Origin of the sequence: Psychromicrobium silvestre (assembly GCF_013408295.1) — a bacterium.
Taxonomy (GTDB): domain Bacteria; phylum Actinomycetota; class Actinomycetes; order Actinomycetales; family Micrococcaceae; genus Renibacterium; species Renibacterium silvestre.
Map to the genome: position 1 here is coordinate 698561 of NZ_JACBYQ010000001.1, position 18411 is coordinate 716971.

The 18411-nt window shown below is 58.9% G+C and carries 19 protein-coding genes; 4 read left to right on the plus strand and 15 right to left on the minus strand.

Annotation, left to right across the window (positions count from 1 at the left end; translation table 11 throughout):
* Positions 1–185 precede the first annotated feature (185 nt).
* The 3 genes from FHU41_RS03335 (at position 186) to FHU41_RS03345 (ending at position 2785) form a co-directional block, all read left to right on the plus strand.
* Entirely contained in the window at positions 186–1421 is a 1236-nt protein-coding gene (locus FHU41_RS03335) for an FAD-dependent oxidoreductase (RefSeq protein WP_179388214.1), read from the plus strand.
* A gap of 534 nt (positions 1422–1955) precedes the next feature.
* Positions 1956–2459, plus strand: a complete 504-nt coding sequence (locus tag FHU41_RS03340; RefSeq protein WP_179388215.1) for a GNAT family N-acetyltransferase — start codon at positions 1956–1958, stop codon at positions 2457–2459.
* Between the two features lie 62 nt (positions 2460–2521).
* Positions 2522–2785: a mycoredoxin gene (locus tag FHU41_RS03345; RefSeq protein WP_179388216.1), complete on the plus strand. Its 264-nt coding sequence runs from the start codon at positions 2522–2524 to the stop codon at positions 2783–2785.
* A gap of 22 nt (positions 2786–2807) precedes the next feature.
* On the opposite strand, the gene FHU41_RS03350 is transcribed toward FHU41_RS03345, so the two are convergent.
* The 7 genes from FHU41_RS03350 to nrdH form a co-directional block, all read right to left on the minus strand.
* Positions 2808–3431 carry a lipoate--protein ligase family protein gene (locus FHU41_RS03350; protein ID WP_246279419.1) on the minus strand — a complete coding sequence of 208 codons (624 nt, stop codon included), beginning with the start codon at positions 3429–3431 and terminating at the stop codon, positions 2808–2810.
* Positions 3432–3534: 103 nt separating this feature from the next.
* Positions 3535–4326 carry a thioesterase family protein gene (locus FHU41_RS03355; protein WP_343046235.1) on the minus strand — a complete coding sequence of 264 codons (792 nt, stop codon included), beginning with the start codon at positions 4324–4326 and terminating at the stop codon, positions 3535–3537.
* Positions 4327–4336: 10 nt separating this feature from the next.
* Complete coding sequence (locus FHU41_RS03360; protein ID WP_179388217.1) at positions 4337–4810, minus strand: DedA family protein; 474 nt, start codon at positions 4808–4810, stop codon at positions 4337–4339.
* Positions 4811–4945: 135 nt separating this feature from the next.
* On the minus strand, positions 4946–5920 hold the full coding sequence (gene nrdF / locus FHU41_RS03365) for a class 1b ribonucleoside-diphosphate reductase subunit beta (RefSeq protein WP_179388218.1): 975 nt from the start codon (positions 5918–5920) through the stop codon (positions 4946–4948).
* 92 nt (positions 5921–6012) lie between these two features.
* Positions 6013–8133: a class 1b ribonucleoside-diphosphate reductase subunit alpha gene (nrdE, locus tag FHU41_RS03370; RefSeq protein WP_179389103.1), complete on the minus strand. Its 2121-nt coding sequence runs from the start codon at positions 8131–8133 to the stop codon at positions 6013–6015.
* 56 nt (positions 8134–8189) lie between these two features.
* Positions 8190–8615, minus strand: a complete 426-nt coding sequence (nrdI, locus tag FHU41_RS03375; protein ID WP_179388219.1) for a class Ib ribonucleoside-diphosphate reductase assembly flavoprotein NrdI — start codon at positions 8613–8615, stop codon at positions 8190–8192.
* Positions 8616–8678: 63 nt separating this feature from the next.
* Complete coding sequence (gene nrdH, locus FHU41_RS03380; RefSeq protein WP_179388220.1) at positions 8679–8933, minus strand: glutaredoxin-like protein NrdH; 255 nt, start codon at positions 8931–8933, stop codon at positions 8679–8681.
* A 352-nt stretch (positions 8934–9285) separates the two neighbouring features.
* Here nrdH and FHU41_RS03385 point away from each other — a divergent pair, with 352 nt between their 5' ends.
* Positions 9286–10245, plus strand: coding sequence for a LysR family transcriptional regulator (locus FHU41_RS03385; protein ID WP_179388221.1), 960 nt, complete (start codon positions 9286–9288; stop codon positions 10243–10245).
* Between the two features lie 98 nt (positions 10246–10343).
* On the opposite strand, the gene metE is transcribed toward FHU41_RS03385, so the two are convergent.
* From metE to FHU41_RS03425, 8 genes are all read right to left on the minus strand, one after another.
* Positions 10344–12665 (minus strand): 5-methyltetrahydropteroyltriglutamate--homocysteine S-methyltransferase, encoded by a 2322-nt coding sequence (metE, locus tag FHU41_RS03390; protein WP_179388222.1) that lies wholly within the window; start codon positions 12663–12665, stop codon positions 10344–10346.
* Complete coding sequence (locus FHU41_RS03395) at positions 12662–13648, minus strand: methylenetetrahydrofolate reductase (protein ID WP_179388223.1); 987 nt, start codon at positions 13646–13648, stop codon at positions 12662–12664. Before FHU41_RS03395 ends, metE begins: the two co-directional genes overlap by 4 nt.
* 210 nt (positions 13649–13858) lie before the next feature.
* The gene (locus FHU41_RS03400) at positions 13859–14272 is read right to left on the minus strand and encodes a DUF1304 domain-containing protein (RefSeq protein WP_179388224.1); all 414 of its coding nucleotides are present in this window, start codon (positions 14270–14272) and stop codon (positions 13859–13861) included.
* 46 nt (positions 14273–14318) lie between these two features.
* Entirely contained in the window at positions 14319–15089 is a 771-nt protein-coding gene (locus FHU41_RS03405) for a tetratricopeptide repeat protein (RefSeq protein ID WP_179388225.1), read from the minus strand.
* On the minus strand, positions 15086–16099 hold the full coding sequence (locus tag FHU41_RS03410) for a vWA domain-containing protein (protein ID WP_179388226.1): 1014 nt from the start codon (positions 16097–16099) through the stop codon (positions 15086–15088). Before FHU41_RS03410 ends, FHU41_RS03405 begins: the two co-directional genes overlap by 4 nt.
* A complete protein-coding gene (locus FHU41_RS03415) occupies positions 16096–17079 on the minus strand; it encodes a VWA domain-containing protein (protein WP_179388227.1) in 984 nt (327 codons plus the stop codon). Before FHU41_RS03415 ends, FHU41_RS03410 begins: the two co-directional genes overlap by 4 nt.
* Positions 17070–17537 (minus strand): hypothetical protein, encoded by a 468-nt coding sequence (locus FHU41_RS03420; RefSeq protein WP_179388228.1) that lies wholly within the window; start codon positions 17535–17537, stop codon positions 17070–17072. Before FHU41_RS03420 ends, FHU41_RS03415 begins: the two co-directional genes overlap by 10 nt.
* Positions 17524–18411: a DUF58 domain-containing protein gene (locus FHU41_RS03425; RefSeq protein ID WP_179388229.1), complete on the minus strand. Its 888-nt coding sequence runs from the start codon at positions 18409–18411 to the stop codon at positions 17524–17526. The genes FHU41_RS03420 and FHU41_RS03425 overlap by 14 nt, the downstream gene beginning before the upstream one ends.

An 18411-nucleotide genomic window follows, 5' to 3' on the forward strand; every position in this document is an offset into this window, starting at 1 on the left:
GACTCGAGGTACTCATTGGGGTCAGATGCCAGGCCCCTTCGGGTACATCGACTCGGTGGGACCTGGTTATAGAAGGCACAAGTTGGGACGGCCTCTGTAGCAGAGCAACAGCAGAGCAACCCTAGACAAACCCTGTATTGAGGCGTGTAATTAATTCATCAATCGATGAATTCGAGGTGTTTCGAATGATTGAGCAAGATTGCGTCATAGCGGGCGGCGGACCAGCCGGCATGATGCTGGGCCTCATCCTGGCTCGCGCCGGTCTCAAGGTCACTGTTCTGGAAAAACACGGCGATTTCCTCCGAGACTTCCGCGGAGACACGGTTCATCCGGCCACTCTCCGGGTGCTGGATGAACTAGGTCTTGGCCCGCAATTCAGGGCTCTCCCACAGAGCAAATTGGGAAATGTGCAACTTCCTGATGGACGCGGAAACACCCTCACCTTTGGCGACTTCGACTCACTCAAGGCTCCTTACAACTATGTCGCCATGGTGCCACAGTGGGATTTATTGAACTTACTAGCGGATGAAGCGGCTAAGGAAAGCACCTTTACCTTAATGATGAATACCGCCGCGACCGGGGTGCTCATCGAACAAGCCTCGGCTTGCGGGATCAGCTACCGAGCTGCAGACGGTACCGAGGGGCAGATCCAGGCCACTCTGACGGTAGCCTGCGACGGACGACACTCTGTTCTCCGCAATGCAGCGGGGCTAGTCCCCAGGGAATTCTCGGTACCTTTCGACACCTGGTGGTTCAGACTGCCACGCCGTCCCGAAGAACAAAGTGCGGTAAGTACACTGATCCCACGGTTAGGGAAAACTGGCCTTGGCCTGTCATTAACCCGGCCGGACTACTTTCAGATCGCCTACTTCGGAGCCAAAGGTATCGATCCCAGCCTGCGCGCAGCAGGAGTCGAGAGTTTTCGAAACCGTGTAGCCGAGTTTCTACCAGACCTGATTGACCGCTTGGACGAGATCAAAAGCATGCACGATGTGCACTTCCTCGACGTCAAACTCAATCGGCTGCCGCACTGGTATAAGTCGGGATTTATAGCTCTAGGTGATGCCGCACATGCCATGTCACCTGCCGGTGGAGTAGGAATCAACCTAGCCATCCAGGATGCTGTTGCGGCTGGCAGAATACTCGCGGAGCCACTCCGGTGCCGAGAAGTGACCCTGCGAGATCTCGCGGCAGTGCAGCGCCGTCGTCAGTTCCCGATGATTGTCATCCAAGGAGTACAAAGGCTTCTGCATCGAGCCGTTTTCGAACCTGTTATCCACGGAAACTCCCGAGGCTTCCCCAAAGTCATGCTACTGGCAGCCAAATATCTTCCCATCGTGAAGAAACTGCCTCCCAGACTCATTGGTTTTGGCCCACGGCCCGAGCATGCCCCGAACTTCGCCCGCCGGGCAGCTTCCTAGCGGGCTAATCCAACCGCCGAGCGTTGTTGCCTATCGTCCGCCAGACAAAGCAATCGCCATCGACTGCCACCCACCCGATGGGTCACTTTCATGGTTCGACGGGAGCGCTCCGGGTGGGTAACCTCCAGTTCCCACAGTTCATATTCGGTAGTATTCAGCCGCCCCTCCGCTCCGAGGTATCCAGAAAGTACAAAAGGCCTACGGCGTCCGGAAACTACCTGGTAACGCTCCCCGCGCCAACGCAATTCGACCGGACGACAGCCGGGACCGCTCTGGATGTCTACCGCCTCACTGAATGTACCCACTGGGTCCCTCCCCGCCATCGAACGCTTCTCTTCTGAATGATTCGAATATATATTCGAATCACAGGATTGTCCAGACCATCCCCCAGGGTTTTCCCAGCTAGTTTCAAGTCATGGCGTAGCACCGCGGCGCTAAATCCGTCTAGCATGGCAGTAGAGTTCGATGACGTCTCTGTATCGCCACCGAGCCCTCGGCTGTATAGAGACGTCATCCCTAGAAAAGGAGCGATCCATGAGCAGCAAAGTCATCCTTATTGCGCGGACCACTCCCCTGCAATTTGAGTTAGGCATCACCACCCGTTCGCCATCAACCCAGGACGTGGAAGCCTTGGGGAAGCTGTACTTCAGCGCTTATGACAAGGGGCTGGCGGAACAGACGCTGGAAGCGGCTACGGCCAATATCGAGGCAAGTTTTGGCGGCAAGTACGGCACCCTCCTCACCGACGCTTCTCAGCTCGCAGTGGACCAGGAGGGCAAGATTATTGCCGGGATTCTGGTAGTTGAGCGGTCGAGTCACGAAGGAACACCAGAGGCACCGTTCCTGATTGAGTTGTTCACCGACCGGGACCATCGCCGCCAGGGACTTGCCGAACGCCTAGTACTGATCTCCACGGACAAGCTCTTCAATGCCGGGTATAAAGAGGTGGCGGTCCGCGTCAAGGACAGCAACTCAGCCGCTCTGGCCCTTTATCTCTCCTTGGATTTCCAGCGCTGGGACGCCGAAGAGGAAGACTAAACCAGGAATAGTAACGGGCCTCGGCCGGTTCTATTTGATGGAAGTTTTGATAAAGGAGCGAAATGTCTGAGGATTACACCCCGGAGACCGGCAAGATCACCATGTTCTCCACCTCATGGTGCGGCTATTGTCGTCGGCTGAAGTCGCAGCTTGATGCCCAGGGCATTGGCTACACGGAAGTGAATATCGAAGAGGTGCCAGGCACCGCCGAGTTGGTCGAAAAACTCAACGACGGTAACCAAACGGTACCCACTGTGATCTTCCCGGATGGCTCTTCGGCCACCAATCCCTCGCTGGCTCAGGTCAAAGAGCGGATCGCGGTCTAACGGCTGCTCTAGCCGAATAATTTCACAGCCCGTAGGCCTCCAGCACCGCCGCTTCGACCGTTTCGACGGTCAGCCCGGGCTGGAGGTCTTCTGCTGCCCCGGCTGTCTGTGGGTCCCACTCTAGACCGAGTTCGCGATAGGTGTCGATGAGCGCCTCCCGCAGTGGTGCTGAATTCTGCACCACGATCGCGGAGCTGAATAGCCAGGCACCCGCAACCACGCGCTGAGCGGTGCCCACTAGTTTGATCTGGGTTTTGGGATTCGACGCCGGGAAGGAACCGTGAACACTAAACTCACCCGGGCAATACTCCCCCGGAATCTCCCCTACCGCAGCGGCTACACCCACTGAGCGCAAGACACCCGCGAAAAGTTCACCAAAGGTAGCGAATCTGCTCCGCGAGCCGAGCATGGCATCGCTCTCCGGCTGCACTTGATCCACCACCAGACAGCCACGATGATAGGCCATTGCCCGGCCTCCAGCTTTTCGCACCAAAGGCGCAAAGCCATGGCTTGCAGCGAGCCGAGAGGCCGCTTCGAAGCCCGGCAGATTGGCGTCACGCTGGCCGAAAGCCATCGTCGGTTCGGGCCGGTAGAGTCGCAAAGTGGCTCCGCGTTCTCCGGTACGAACCTGGTTGAGTAGCTCCAAACCACCTTGCAAATCAGCTTCAGCACCAGCTGAAGCTTCCGGCCGGATTAGTTCAATCAGCGCCCCTCACACCTTTCCAGAATGCCACTGCCAAAAGGCAAGCTTAGGCCCGAATCGCTCGAATGGTGAGGATCTGCTCGGCCCGCCCGAAAGGACCAAGCTCATCGTTGAGTATCGAGGATGTTAGACCTATTCCGTCATCACCGAAGGTCACCGAGGTGTCCAGTCCCAGCCATTTGCCCGCCGGCTGGCGGTAAAGATGAATCGATAGATCGGTATTTGGGTAGAGGTACTCACCCGTGCTGGGATCAACGCGTGGGGCAACCCCATTGGCGGTATCCACCAGACCAACTAGCCTGACCAGATCAGCTGTAGCTTCGCCGTCGACCATCTCGTGTTCGGTATGCAGCCATGCCTGCCCGCGGCCCGGTACTAAACCAGCCACGGCACGCAATTGCAGGGAACGGATATAGCCGCCGGGCCAGACCGTCATGTCCTGTTCCCCGCTGGTCTGCGCGAGGGCAGGCATCGGGGTATCCGCCAGAGCGGCTACCGCAGAAGTATCTGAACGCTGCAGCCGCCAGGCGGTGGCTCGAACGGCAGCCCGGCCGCCCGCAATCAGTTCCGCCTGGACCAGTTCGATGGTCTTGCCGGGGCGAAGTACCTTGCATTCGACGCTGAACTCGCCAGCCGGGATGAGCCCCAAAATATCGAAGCTGATCCGGGCCATCCGCAAATCTTCACGGGGCTGAAAGGCCTCCAGCTCGCGGGTCAAGATCCCCGAAACCGGCGCCATATGCTGCTCGTGCGGGTTCCAGGCGCCCTGCGCGTGGATCGTCGATCGGTACTGGCCTTCGCCTAGTCTGACGTAGTAGGAGTTTTCCTCGGTCTGCACTTGATCGATCTTACCGTCTGGCTGTCGATGCCTTGCGCGCTATCAACACACCAACCACGATCACTGCCATTGCCCCCAGCAGGATCAGCAAGGCGGTGGGCTCGCCTCCGATGGCGGCAATCGCCGCGTCAATAACCGCTAGCCCCACGGTCGCGTAGAGCAGCGCCCATATCACCGAGCCAGTGATCACCGCCGGTAGATACCGACTGGGATACGGCATTCTGCCCACCCCGGCAGCCAAGTTGATTGCGGTCTGCAATCCAATGGTCAAAAAGCAGAGTGCGACGGCGGGAGCACCCCAGCGGGCGATGATCGCCTCGGCGCGGGCCATTGGTGCGGAATCCAGGTATTTCCGGAGTTTGGTTTTCCGGCCTCCGGCCGCTGCGCCCCGCGCAAGCCAATAGGTCGCGTTGGCACGCGCCATCACAATGCAGAACAAGGACAGGAATGCCAGGCCGAAGGGTAAGGAGGTGAAGAAGTCCATCCGTTGCTATCTGCTCCCTTCGCTGGCTTGAAGCTCCATCTTTTCATATGCGCTTAGGTTTGCCTAAGTTGGAGTTAAACCGCAAAGCGCTGGGTCTCCCGAATTATTCGGGAGACCCAGCGCTCCGAAAGAACTTTAGAAGTCCCAGTCCTCGTCTTCGGTGTTCACGGCCTTGCCGATCACGTAGGAAGAGCCCGAGCCGGAGAAGAAGTCGTGGTTCTCGTCCGCGTTCGGTGAAAGAGCGGACAGAATCGCCGGGTTCACATCGGTCACGGTGGCCGGGAACATCGCTTCGTAGCCCAGGTTCATCAGCGCCTTATTGGCGTTGTAGTGCAGGAACTTCTTGACGTCCTCGGCCAGGCCGACGGAATCGTAGAGATCGTGGGTGTACTGCACCTCGTTCTCGTACAGTTCGTAGAGTAGATCGAAGGTATAAGCCTTGATCTCCTCGCGCTTCTCCTCGGAGACCTTTTCCAGGCCCTTCTGGAACTTGTAGCCGATGTAGTAGCCGTGTACGGCCTCATCACGAATGATCAAACGGATCAGATCTGCTGTGTTGGTCAGCTTGGCCCGGGAGGACCAGTACATCGGCAGGTAGAAGCCGGAGTAGAACAGGAAGGACTCCAGCAGGGTGGAGGCAACCTTGCGCTTGAGCGGGTCATCACCCTGGTAGTAATCCATCACGATCTGCGCTTTTTTCTGCAGATTTTCGTTCTCTACCGACCAGCGGAAGGCTTCGTCGATCTCCTTGGTGGAGCACAGCGTGGAGAAAATCGAGGAGTAGCTCTTGGCGTGCACCGACTCCATAAAGGCGATATTGGTATACACCGCCTCTTCGTGCGGGGTGATCGCGTCCGGGATCAAGCTGACCGCACCCACCGTGCCCTGAATGGTGTCCAGTAGCGTCAGACCGGTAAATACCCGCATGGTGAGCTGCTGCTCGTCCGGGGTCAGGGTGGCCCAAGACTGCACATCGTTAGACAGCGGAACCTTCTCCGGCAGCCAGAAGTTATTGACCAGCCGGTTCCAGACCTCAACATCTTTTTCATCCGGAATCCGGTTCCAGTTGATCGCCTGGACGTGATCGACCAGTTTCAGCTTTTCAATCACTGTGAGCTTCCTACTCTCGTTCAAATTCTAAAGGTGAGCTACGACGGCGGTTCGCGCCGCCGTCGTACCCTCTGGTAAGTGCCTGCTTGGGTTTAGAGCATGCAGCTAACGCAGCCCTCTACTTCGGTTCCCTCCAGAGCCAACTGCCGGAGCCGGATGTAGTAAACCGTCTTGATGCCCTTACGCCAGGCGTAGATCTGAGCCTTGTTAATATCGCGGGTGGTAGCGGTGTCCTTGAAGAACAGGGTCAGGGACAGGCCCTGATCAACGTGCTGAGTTGCCGCAGCATAGGTGTCGATGATCTTCTCGTAGCCGATTTCGTAGGCATCCTGGTAGTACTCCAGGTTGTCGTTGGTCAGGTAAGGAGCCGGGTAGTAAACGCGGCCGATCTTGCCTTCCTTGCGGATCTCGATCTTCGAGGCCACCGGGTGGATCGATGAGGTCGAGTTATTGATGTAGCTGATCGAACCGGTGGGCGGCACAGCCTGCAGATTCTGGTTGTAGATGCCGTGCTCCATGATGGAGGCCTTGAGTTCGCGCCAATCTTCCTGGGTGGGAATGTGCACCTTGGCGAAGAGTTCCCGAACCCGCTCGGTCTGCGGAACCCACTCTTGGTCGGTGTACTTATCGAAGAACTCACCGGAGGCGTACTTAGAGTTCTCGAAGCCGCCGAACTGCTCGCCGGTCTCGATGGACAGCAAATTAGAAGCCCGCAGGGCGTGGTAGACCACGGTGTAGAAGTAGATATTGGTGAAGTCCAAGCCCTCTTCGGAGCCGTAGTGCACGCGCTCCCTGGCCAGGTAGCCGTGCAAGTTCATCTGCCCCAGGCCGATGGCGTGCGAAGCCGCGTTGCCCTTGGCGATGGACGGCACCGACTTGATATCCGACATATCGGAGACCGCCGAGAGCGCCCGGATCGAGGTTTCAATGGTGTTACCGAAGTCCGGCGAATCCATCGTCCGAGCGATATTCAATGAACCCAGGTTGCAGGAGATGTCCTTACCGGTCTCGGCATAGGAGAGGTCATCGTTGTAGACCGTGGGCTTGGAAACCTGCAGGATTTCGGAGCAGAGGTTGCTCATGATGATCTTGCCCTCGATCGGGTTAGCCCGGTTCACCGTGTCCTCGAACATGATGTAGGGGTAACCGGATTCGAACTGGATCTCGGCGAGGGTCTGGAAGAACTCACGGGCCTTGATCTTGGTCTTCTTGATCCGGGAATCGTCAACCATCTCGTAATACTTCTCGGTTACCGAGATATCGGAGAACGGCATGCCGTAGACCTTCTCGACGTCGTACGGCGAGAACAGGTACATATCCTCATCGCGCTTGGCCAGTTCGAAGGTGATATCCGGCACCACAACGCCGAGCGAGAGGGTCTTAATGCGGATCTTCTCGTCCGCGTTCTCCCGCTTGGTATCCAAGAAGCGGTTGATATCAGGGTGGTGAGCGTGCAAGTACACCGCTCCAGCACCCTGACGCGCGCCGAGCTGGTTAGCGTAGGAGAAGGAGTCTTCAAGAAGCTTCATCACCGGGATAACACCGGAGGACTGGTTCTCGATCTGCTTGATTGGCGCGCCAACCTCGCGAATATTGGTCAGCGCGAAAGCCACGCCGCCGCCGCGCTTGGACAGTTGCAGCGCGGAGTTGATGGAACGGCCGATCGACTCCATATTGTCTTCGATACGCAGCAAGAAGCAGGAGACCAATTCGCCACGCTGGGCTTTTCCGGCGTTCAGGAAGGTCGGGGTGGCGGGCTGGAAACGGCCATCGATGATCTCATCGACCAATTTGCTAGCCAGATCTTCGTTGCCGCGGGCCAGGTGCAAGGCAACCATGCACACCCGGTCCTCGTAACGCTCCAGGAAGCGCTTGCCGTCAAAAGTCTTCAGCGTATAGGAGGTGTAGAACTTGAAGGCACCCAGGAAGGTCTCAAAGCGGAACTTCTTCTGGTAGGCGCGCTTGTACAGGTCCCGGATGAAATTCATCGTGTACTGATCGAGGGTTTCCCGCTCGTAGTACTGGTTCTTCACCAAGTAATCGAGCTTCTCTTCCAGGTCGTGGAAGAACACCGTGTTGTTGTTCACGTGTTGCAGGAAGTATTGATGCGCGGCTTCACGATCCGCATCGAATTGGATTTTGCCATCCGCATCGTAGAGGTTGAGCATTGCGTTGAGCTCGTGATAGCCCAGACCCTTATAAGCGGTGGGCACCTCGGCCTTGCTCTTGGCTGGCGCGCTGTCCACTGCCGCCTCCTCAGGAAGCTGAATCACTGCATCTGCAACTGTCGTGTCCAAAACTGTTCCAATCCCTGGTGAACCCGGTCCACATCTTCCGCTGTGCCCATGAGTTCGAATCGATAAAGAAGGGGTACCTGGCACTTGCTGGCGACGATATCGCCGGCAAGACAATAGGTCTCCCCGAAATTCGTATTTCCGGCGGCTACTACGCCCCGGATCAGTGATCGGTTTTGCTCGACGTTGAGGAACTTGATCACTTGCTTAGGCACTGCCCCGTGCCCGGAATCCCCACCATAGGTGGGAAGAACCAGAACATAGGGCTGAAGTGCCAGAAGGGTTTCTTCTTTGGTCAATACCGGCAACCTGGCCGCTGAGAGGTTGAGCTTGTTAACGAAGCGGTGGGTATTGCCGGAGACCGAGGAGAAATAGATGATGTTGCTACTGCTTGAATTCATACTGACCACCGTTTTGTAACGGCTGGCGCCGCCGGAAACCGACCTCAGCGACGCCGTCGCACACTAAGCGACCGAGCTGGCGCTCAGTCCGCCGGCCTGAGCCAGCTCTTCGATTTTGTCCGGACGGAAACCCGACCAGTGATCCTGCTCGGTGACTACCACGGGAGCCTGCAGGTAGCCGAGAGCACGCACGCGCTCCAGCGCATCAGGATCCTGGGAGAGATCGACACTCTGGTAAGTAATGCCCTTCTTATCCAGTGCCCGATACGTTGCGTTGCACTGCACGCATGCTGGCTTGGTGTAAACCGTGACGGTCATGGTTTTTCGTCCCCTTCACGCGGCCGGCAAGCCGACCACTTTTGACTTCTTCAGGTATCACTTTGCTGTCCCTCAAGCCACTTGGCTCTCCGATCCAGATCCGTAAGTCGATACTACATATAGTGCAGTCCGATTGCTTGGACCCCAACATGATGTATTACAAGTATGTCATTTTATGCACCGATAGTCCACAGGCCAGCTCAAAAAAATCCGCGAGAATCCGTGCTTTTAAGACCCGATGTCCACAAGCTGTGGAGTACTTACCCACTTAAAATTTCGGGCGTGTCACGACCGCCCTGGCGTGTCGTGACTAGAGTGTCTTGGGAGTATCGGAACACAACAAAGGAGCACCATGGTCAACCCCGTGCACCTGCGGACTCTGTTGGAAGTTACCAGGCGTGGAAGCTTCGCCGCGGCCGCGGCCCAACTGGGTTACACCGCCTCGGCAGTCTCGCAGCAGATGGCAGCCTTGGAGCGGGAGACCGGCGTCGTACTCTTTGAACGCTCAGCCCGGGCAGCGCATCCCACCGCGGCAGCCGCAGTGATGTCCCGGCATGCAGCCAAAGTACTCACCGATCTCGAAGCGTTGCTGGCCGCGGCCAGTCAGACTCCCGGTACCGCCGCGGAGGAACTTCGGCTAGGCATCTTCCCCTCGCTCGCCACCTATGTGCTCCCCCGGGTCCTGCAGACGACGGCGTGGAAAGACATGCGTCTGGGCCTGAGCTTGCGGGTGGGCGAACCTGCGCAGACCATCCAGGGCCTGCGCGGTGGCGGCGAACTGGACATCGCCCTGGTGTACCAAGTGGGGCAGAGCGGTTTGGCTTGGCCACACACCCTGAATCGCAAATGGGTGGCAGACGATGTATTCCGGGTGGTGCTGCCGGCTTCCTGGGGCATCCGGGAGGGCTCTCAGATGTCAGCCTCGCAACTCACCGAGATGCCCTGGATAATGCACCATCCCGGCACTCCGGATGCCACCGTGATCGAGAGGCTCTTCGCCTCCTGCAACCTGCACCCCCAAGTGGTGGCCTATAGCGACGATTTCAATGCGAGCCTGGCCCTGAGTGCGGCGGGCTTGGGCGCTTCCCTGGTTCCGGAACTGGTGCTCCGGCACAGTAAGCAGCGCTTCGTCGTGGTGGATGTGCCGGAGATCAGGTTGGCCAGGACGGTTTTTGCGCTGATGCCGCAAGAAAGTCCCGCTGCCAAGAACACAGCCGCGGCGCAAAGCCCGGCCCGAAAGAACGCAGCCACGCTGGGACTATTCGTGGAGTTATTAGGCACAGCTTTCGCCGAGGCCATCGCGAGGGACTGAAAAACCGACTAAAAGCACCGCCGAGTGTGGAGATCTGCACGTTATTCGCAAGGTTTAACGTGTAGATCTCCACACTCGGCGGTTAAAACGATTGGTGCTTAGACCAACTGGGCGCGTACCTCGCGAGTAGCTGCCACCAGATTGCGCAATGACTCCTCGGTCTCGGCATAGCCGCGAGTCTTCAAGCCACAATCCGGATTGACCCAGAGCTGACGCGCTGGCACATGCTCGACGGCGGTGCGCAGCAACTCGGTGACCTCGGCTTCCCCGGGTACTCGCGGCGAGTGGATGTCGTAGACGCCGGGACCAACACCTCGACCGAAGCCATGGTTCTCCAGGTCATTGACCACCTCCATCTTGGAGCGCGCGGCCTCAATGGAGGTCACGTCCGCATCCAAAGCATCGATGGCATCAATCACCACGCCGAATTCGGAGTAGCACAGATGGGTGTGCACCTGGGTTCCGGTGGCTGCACCGGAGGTGGCGAGCCGGAAAGCCTGCACCGACCAATCCAGGTAATCGGCTTGGGCCGCTTTGCGCAGTGGAAGCAATTCCCGCAGGGCCGGCTCATCGACCTGAATGATCTTGATTCCGGCTCGTTCCAGATCGGAGATCTCATCCCTTAGGGCAAGAGCCACCTGGTTCGCGGTTTCCCGCAAGGGCTGATCATCCCGCACAAAAGACCAGGCCAGGATGGTGACCGGGCCGGTCAGCATGCCCTTCATCGGCTTCTCGGTCAGTGACTGAGCAAAGGCCGCCCATTCAACCGTGATCGGAGCATCCCGAGTGACATCACCCCAGAGGATTGAAGGCCTGGTACAGCGGCTGCCATAGGACTGTACCCAACCGTGCACCGTGACGTCGAAACCCTCAAGGTTCTCGGCGAAATACTGCACCATATCGTTGCGCTCGGGTTCGCCATGTACCAGCACGTCAAAGCCCAGCCCTTCCTGCAAGTCCACCACCCGACGGATCTCGTCCTGCATGAGTTCCCGGTACTGATCCGAGCTGAGCTCACCCTTATTGGCTCGAGCCCGGGCGGAACGGATTTCGCCGGTCTGCGGGAAGGAGCCGATCGTGGTGGTCGGCAGCACCGGCAATTGGAGTTCCTGCTGCTGTGCTTCGGCTCGGGCAGCATAGGCCTCACGCTGGAAATCGGCGGCGCCCAGCGCTGCGGTGCGGGAACGAACCTCTTCCCGGCGAACTCCGGCAGCCTGAGCCCGGGAAGCGATGACGCCGGTGGCCTCGGCAATAGCCGATTCCGCTGACGCCGGATCTGCCAGGTAGCTGGCCAGCGTCACCACTTCCGCAGCCTTCTGATCGGCGAAAGCCAACCAACTGCGCAATTGCGCGTCCAGCTGCACTTCCTCGCTGGCATCGTGCGGGACGTGGAAGGTTGACGTCGAGGTTGAAACAGCTAACTGGATACCCGCAGCCTTAAGCACATCCAATTTCGCGGCGGCGGCGGCCAGGTCATTGCGCCAGATGTTATGTCCATCCACCACACCAGCCACCAGAGTCTTGCCTTGCAGAGCCGAAGCCAGCGCGGCTGGCTCGGCGGGTAGCTCACCCTTGAAAAGGTCCAGCTGAATCGCTTCCACCGGTGCCGCCGCAACATTGTTCAGCAGCTCGCCGAGTGAGCCATAGGGGGTGCTGAGGAGGATCTGCGGCCGCTCCGGGGTCGCCCCCAATGTGGTGTAAGCGGTCTCCAGCGCCGTCCGCAGCTCATCGGTGGAGAACTCACCATCCACCACCAAAGCAGGCTCGTCAAGCTGCACCCAGCCCGCGCCGGCAGCCGCAAGATTCTGCAGCAATTCGGCATAGACAGGCAATAGCTCAGCCAACTTAGACAAGGGAGAGAAGCCCTCCGGAGCCCCGTCGCTAGCCTTGCTCAGCAGCAGGAAGGTCACCGGACCCACCAAATAGGGTCGGGTTTGCACGCCGTTCGCCAGCGCGAATTTGAACTCTTCGACAATCCGTTGAGAGGTGACCGAGAAATTGGTCTCCGGGCCGATCTCCGGAACCAGGTAGTGGTAGTTCGAATCGAACCATTTGGTCATCTCTAGCGGCTGTTGCTCGGCATTTCCGCGGGCCAAGGTGAAGTATCCGTCGATGCTGAGCTGCCCCTCGGCATCGAGCAACTGGCCAAACCGGGCCGGAATGGCGCCGAGATGGGTGGCCGCATCAAGCACTTGATCGTAATAGGAGAAAGTTCCGGGAACGGCTGCCGGCTCGGTCAGGCCCAGCCCGGTGAGCCGTTCAAAGCCCGCCAATTGCACCTGTTTAGCGGCCGCATCCAGCGTAGCCGCATCGATTTTGCCGGCCCAGTAGGCTTCTACGGCTTTCTTGAGCTCTCGACGGCGACCGATCCGGGGGTAACCCAGGATCGAGGCTGCGGGAAAGTTGATGGTTTCAGTCATTTCGGGTCCTCTACAAGGTGGTCGGTGGGGCGTTGGCTCAGGCGGGCAGCGGGCGGAACCGGGCGGAATAGGTCCAGACGGTCCAGTACATCGAGCGCCGCTTGATGTTGGTTGAAGGTATAGAGATGAATGCCGGGAGCCCCGGCGTCCAAGGCTGCTTTGGCGAGTTGTACGGTGGCGCGCACCCCCACCCGACGGCGTTCGCCGTCGTCGCGCGCCGCTTCTAGCTGGGCCAACAGTTCCGGCGCGGGCTGCACGCCGGTGAGCTGGGCCAACCGTTGCAGGCGCTTCAGGCTGGTGAAGGGCATCACCCCGGGAATGATCGGGATACTCACCCCGGCTCTGCGGGCGCGTAGCAGCAGATCCGCGTATTGCTCCGGGTGGAAGAACACCTGGGTAATGGCGAAGTCCGCACCGGAGCGCTGCTTAGCAAGCAACACCTCAATATCGTGTTGCTCGCTGGGCGATTCGGGATGCCGGGTTGGATAGGCGGCCACACCGATCGCTACCTTGCCTGCCGCGAGCATCGCGGAACGCCGCTGTTCTACCCGGCGAATCAGCTCCACCAGGTCCTGGGCGAAGTTGAGCGCTCCGGGTGGGTGCTCCTCGCTGCCGTCGCTCGGATGGTCCCCGCGTAAAGCCAGAATGCCTCGCACTCCGGCGTCGAGTAAATCGGCGATGATTCCGGCCAGCTCATCGGCGGTATTGCCGATGCAAGTGAGGTGGGCCAGCGGTCGCAGCGTGGTCTGGCTTAGCAAGCGGTGCAGCAATTCCACCGCGGTATCCCGATTGGAGCCATTAGCCCCATAGGTCACCGAGACATAGTCCGGATTGGTGCTCTCCAGCTCACGAATGGTGGCCCAGAGGCCATCGACGGCGGCGGGGGAACGCGGTGGGAACAATTCATAGGAAAGCGCTACCGGAGCACTATGCTGCCCGGAAACCCGTTCCCTAGGCTCGGACAGAATACTGGGAGGAGACATTTGCGGTCCTTTGTATAACGGCGCGCCAGCGAGGCAGCACCAACTAATGAACTGTGCAAATGTCAGGCCCACACGGGGGCACCCACACCCCCGGAGCGGGGGTCGCTGACAAGTATGACGTTTCCCACTCTAGGAAGCCATGGGCGGCTGAACAAGTATTTGTCGAATTAAGACAAAGTTTTACGCACGTATACGTGCCGAAAGTGCGGTTTAGGAGGTGTGCAAGCCGAGAAAACCGAATAATGCGATCAAGGGGGCAACGCCCTGAATCAGTACGGGGAGAACGAAGCCGGGTTTGCTGATCAGCAGTACGACGGCGGCAACCACCATGGTGAAGCAGGCCATGGCTACCAGCCCGGCGCCGAAAAGCACGGTCCCGGCACCCCCGGTGCAGAGCAGAATGGCACCGACGATGCTACCCAGCCCAATGGCCAAGTTGTAGTAGCCCTGGTTGAAAGCCATCGGTGCAAGCACCTCTGCCTCTTCCTGGTCCTTCACGCCGAAGCGCTTCCAAGCCGCCGGCTGACGCCAGCGCACCGACTCCAAAAGCCAAAAATAGCCGTGAATCAGGCCAGCCAAAACAGCAAAAATAACGGTGATCCAGGGCAGCCCGTAAGAAGTCATGCCCTTACTTTACGCTGTGCTCCGGCGGCCTTGCGCAGGCTTTACTTCACCACTGCTTCCCATTGGGATCCTGGGGCAGATTACCGACGTCGCTGCCGCCCTGCTTGCCGTCGTTGCGATCTTTTTGCGCCTGTTTTTGCTGCTGGTTGAGCTGATCAATTTTGGCTGGATCACCGGAGGTGCTGGGTTGCGGAGTGGATGAGGAAGGGTCCGTTTGGCTCTGACCGGTGCCTTGCGACTTCTGCTTGAGTCGTTCATTGGCATCCTTCAGATTTTGGCCCTCGCCCTGCTGGTTCCCGTTGCCGCCCTGCTGGAAACAGCCCTGCGGGGCCTCATCAGTCACCTTGACGCCCTGATCGTAGAGCGCCTTGGCACCGCTTTCGTCGCCCGCAGCCTTTTTTGCGTCCCCCAGCTTCTCCAGGGTGAAGGCTAGATTGACCCGAACCTTGCAAGAGTCATCGGCTGAAGCCAACCGCAGGGCTTCCTCAAATTGCGGCTTGGCCGCTTCAAAATCCTGCTGCAGCAAATAGCCATCACCATCGTTGAACCAAGCCTTATAGGGTTCCACAAAGTTGGCGATTTTCAGCACTCCCGCTGCGGAGTGCACTCCCCCAGCGTCGCCTTTAGCAAAGGCTGAGCTCAGTTGTGCCGACGCCATTGGCACACTCAGAAGCTTCGCTGCGAAGAGCAATACCAGAAGCACCAAGGGGATTGAGAAGATCAGCATTCTGCGCCGCCACAGCAACCTCTTGGGTCGCTCCGCGACGCGGTCAGGTTGCTCGGCAGGGAGCTTCTCTGGGGCAAGGCTCGTGCTCATCGGCCCACCTGCTCAGTCGTTTTCTTTCGACGCGGTTGAATACTCCGCCATTGTCGTAGCGTATCGAACAGCTCCCAACCGGCCAAGGCCAGCACCCCCAGGCCGAAAATCCAATACAGCTCGAATTGGGCGCGCGAGCCCGAGGAACCATCCAATTTTAACGCTGCACCGGCCACCGACCCGGTTACCGAATCGACGCCATCGCCGGCTTGACGATGCTGATAGGGAACCCCGAGTTGCTGGGCGATCTGTTTGAGCATGTTCTCATCGATCTTAGATATTGCGTCACCGTGCCCGTCAGAGGAATTGTCCTGAATATAGCCCGGCCCGGGCGCCGCGCCGAATCCCGTATTCTCCTTCATCTTGCCGCCCGCAGCCGTTCCATAGCCCAACACCGCGCCGGCGGAGATCAAGCCCTGCTGAGGTTGGAAGGGCGCCGGTGGGGTGCTGGCGGTCTGCTCGCCATCGCCCAGATAAAACACCACCCTGGCCCGCTCGGGATGCGATTTTTGTGCAGCCGCCAGCCTACTCTGCAGGGTCTTTGCCGCCACCGTGACGGAAGAGCCTCGCGAGTAAAGGGTGATTTCCGGACTCAAGATATCCACCGCATTGTCGAAGGCGTTCCGATCGCTGGTCAGTGGGAGTTTCACCACAGCGTCCTGATCGAAACTGATGAGCGAGAGATGCGCTCCCGGGAGCTTGTCCGCGATGGCCAGCATATCCGCCTTCATTCCGTCCAACCGGGGCTTGCCCTTGGCATAATCTTCAGCCATTGAAGAGCTGGTGGTATCCACCACGAAAATTACATCGAGTTGTGCCGATGCCGCGCTGAGATCCACGGTACCAACGCCGGGCCGCAGCAGGGTGAGCAGCAATAACAAGGTCAGCGCGGTGCGGCGCAGCCAAGCGATCCGTTCGACGCCGGTCAGCGCCAACCAGAGGCAGCCAGCCATCAGCACTGCGGCCAGCGGCAGTAACAACCACCAAAAGATCACCGGGGCGAAGCTCATCGGCGCAACCTCCAGGCCGCGAAGAGCAAGCTCAGCAGGGCCAAGCCTGCGATTAACAACCAGACCTCCGGTCGATCATGCGTCACTAGCTGTGGCCGACCTTGCAGCTTACTGGCCTCTGTGGCTTGAACCTTCTGCACAATATCCGCGGCTGCGGCGGTATCGCTGAGCACGTAGTACTCGCCTCCGGTGCCCCGCACTGCGCTCTTCATCTGCTCCCCCGCGGTAACCCTGGCCGCAGCACCGTCTGGACCGTTGGGGTTAATCCCGTAAATCCGAATACTGGCCTTCGTAGCCAGGGCTGCGGCTTCCGGGAGGGTGAAGAGTTGCTTGCCCGCCACCATGTTGTCGGTAGCCAGCACAATTGATCGGGAGCGCTGCTCGGAGGCTAGCTTGGGAAAACTATTGACGCAGGTGGCCAGCCCGTCACCGATGAGCGAGGAGCCTTTACCGCTGTAGGTGCCCTCAAAGAAGCCGGTACTGTTGCTCTGCTCGGTGAGCGATTTCTTTGCATCGGCGAGCTGTTCGTTGATGAATTCGTAGTCGTCGGTCAAGGGGAAGACTTGCACGGCCGAGGAGTCGAAAATTACCATTCCCAGTCGTTCGCCGTTGAAGTCCTTGGCCAATTGGGTGAAGACCTCCACCAACTTCACATCGGTGTCCACCATCGAGCCAGAGACATCGAGACACAGTACGATGTCTCGATTGCTCTGTTCCGGCCTGATATTGCTCTGCTCGGCGGGCCTTGCGGCGGCCAGCAGGCTCGCCAGCACGAGCACCAGAAGCGATAGCACGGCCACCAAAATCCATAGTCGACGCCGGGCCAGTGCCTTTGCGTAGGCCGGCAAGGCGGTGAGCCGCTCGGCGTGCGCAACGGGGATTGGCTCCCGCTCATTCCGGCCACGGCGCAGGGCGAAATAAGCCACTGCCGCCAAGGCGATTAAGCCGAGTGGAATCAGCCACCCCAGGATTAGGACCATGTTGACACCAGCTGCCGAGCAATATCTGCCGAGTGGCCCAGGCTTTGGGCGTCCTGAACACCGAATTCAGCCGGGTAAAAAACTTCTACGGCATCCCCTACCAAGGGAAGTCCCGCGGAACGCACCTCGGCCAAGGTCATCCGACCGGTCTTCACTCCGGTAAGTTCCTGTGCGAAGCCTCGTACCGCAACGCTGAGCTTCTGATGGGCGGCCCGGGCACTGAGCTGCCCCGCTTGGTGTTGTGCCGCAATCTGATCGATCTGCGCAAGATATCTGGCGCGCAGGGACAGCAGTTTTCGCGGTGGCATCGGAATCTCCCCCACCGGCAAACGTTTCCTGGTCGCATAGAACACCGAGAAGTACCAAGCGGCAACCAGCGCTAAGAGCGCAATGCCCAGCACTAGCCAGAGCATCGCGTAATCCAAGGGTGGGAAGAAGCCGCTGCTATCGCCGGGCACGTCGTTGCCTCTCTAGAAGCGAGAACAAGGTGGACATGACCTCTTCGCTGTGTCCCAACCATTCCAGGGGAATGGCTTGCCGGGACATGAGCTGCTCAATGTCCTCGCGACGTTTCTGCACCGCTTCAGCGTAGGCTGCGGCCAGTTGCGGGTCCTTGGCCAGCAGAGAAACCACCGTGTCCCTGCGGTGCACATCGAAGCTCTCCCGGAGCAGCGCCTCACCATGTGCCAGGTCGGCATCGGAGATAACCAGCCAAAGCAGTTCATGCTGAGCGCGAAGCCTACGCAGCAAGCGCTCTAGTTCAGGGCTTACCGGATGTTCGTCGGCCACCACAAAGATGAGTCGTCGCTGCCGAATGTTCTTTGCGATGTATTCCAATTGAGCGATGAGGTTTGAGCTCCCCGCTTCCAGGGTGGTGCTCGAATCGACCCGCTGGAGTATTGACTCAAGGTGACCTTCGGTACCTCTGGCGGGGATCGCCGTCGTAGCGTCAGCATCTCCGTACACCAAGCCCACGGTGTCATTATGCTTCAATGCCAGGTAACCGATCACCCCCAGAGCCATCACCATGATGTCCTTTTTGGGCTCTCCGCCACCCGCCACGGCAGCCATATTGCGTCCGGTATCTGCTACCAGTAGAACGCTCTGTTTCCGCACGGCCACATAACGCTTAATCAGGGGTGCGCCGTGCCGGGCTGTGGCTTTCCAGTCGATATCCCGGATTTCGTCACCCGGAACGTAAGCGCGCAAATCGTCGAAGTCCAGGCTGCGGCCGCGGAAAATCGCATCGTATTCACCGTCTAGCATGCCGCGCGCCTTGCGGTGGGCGAAGATGAACATCTTCGACTTCACCTTCTGTAAGAGCTGTGCCAT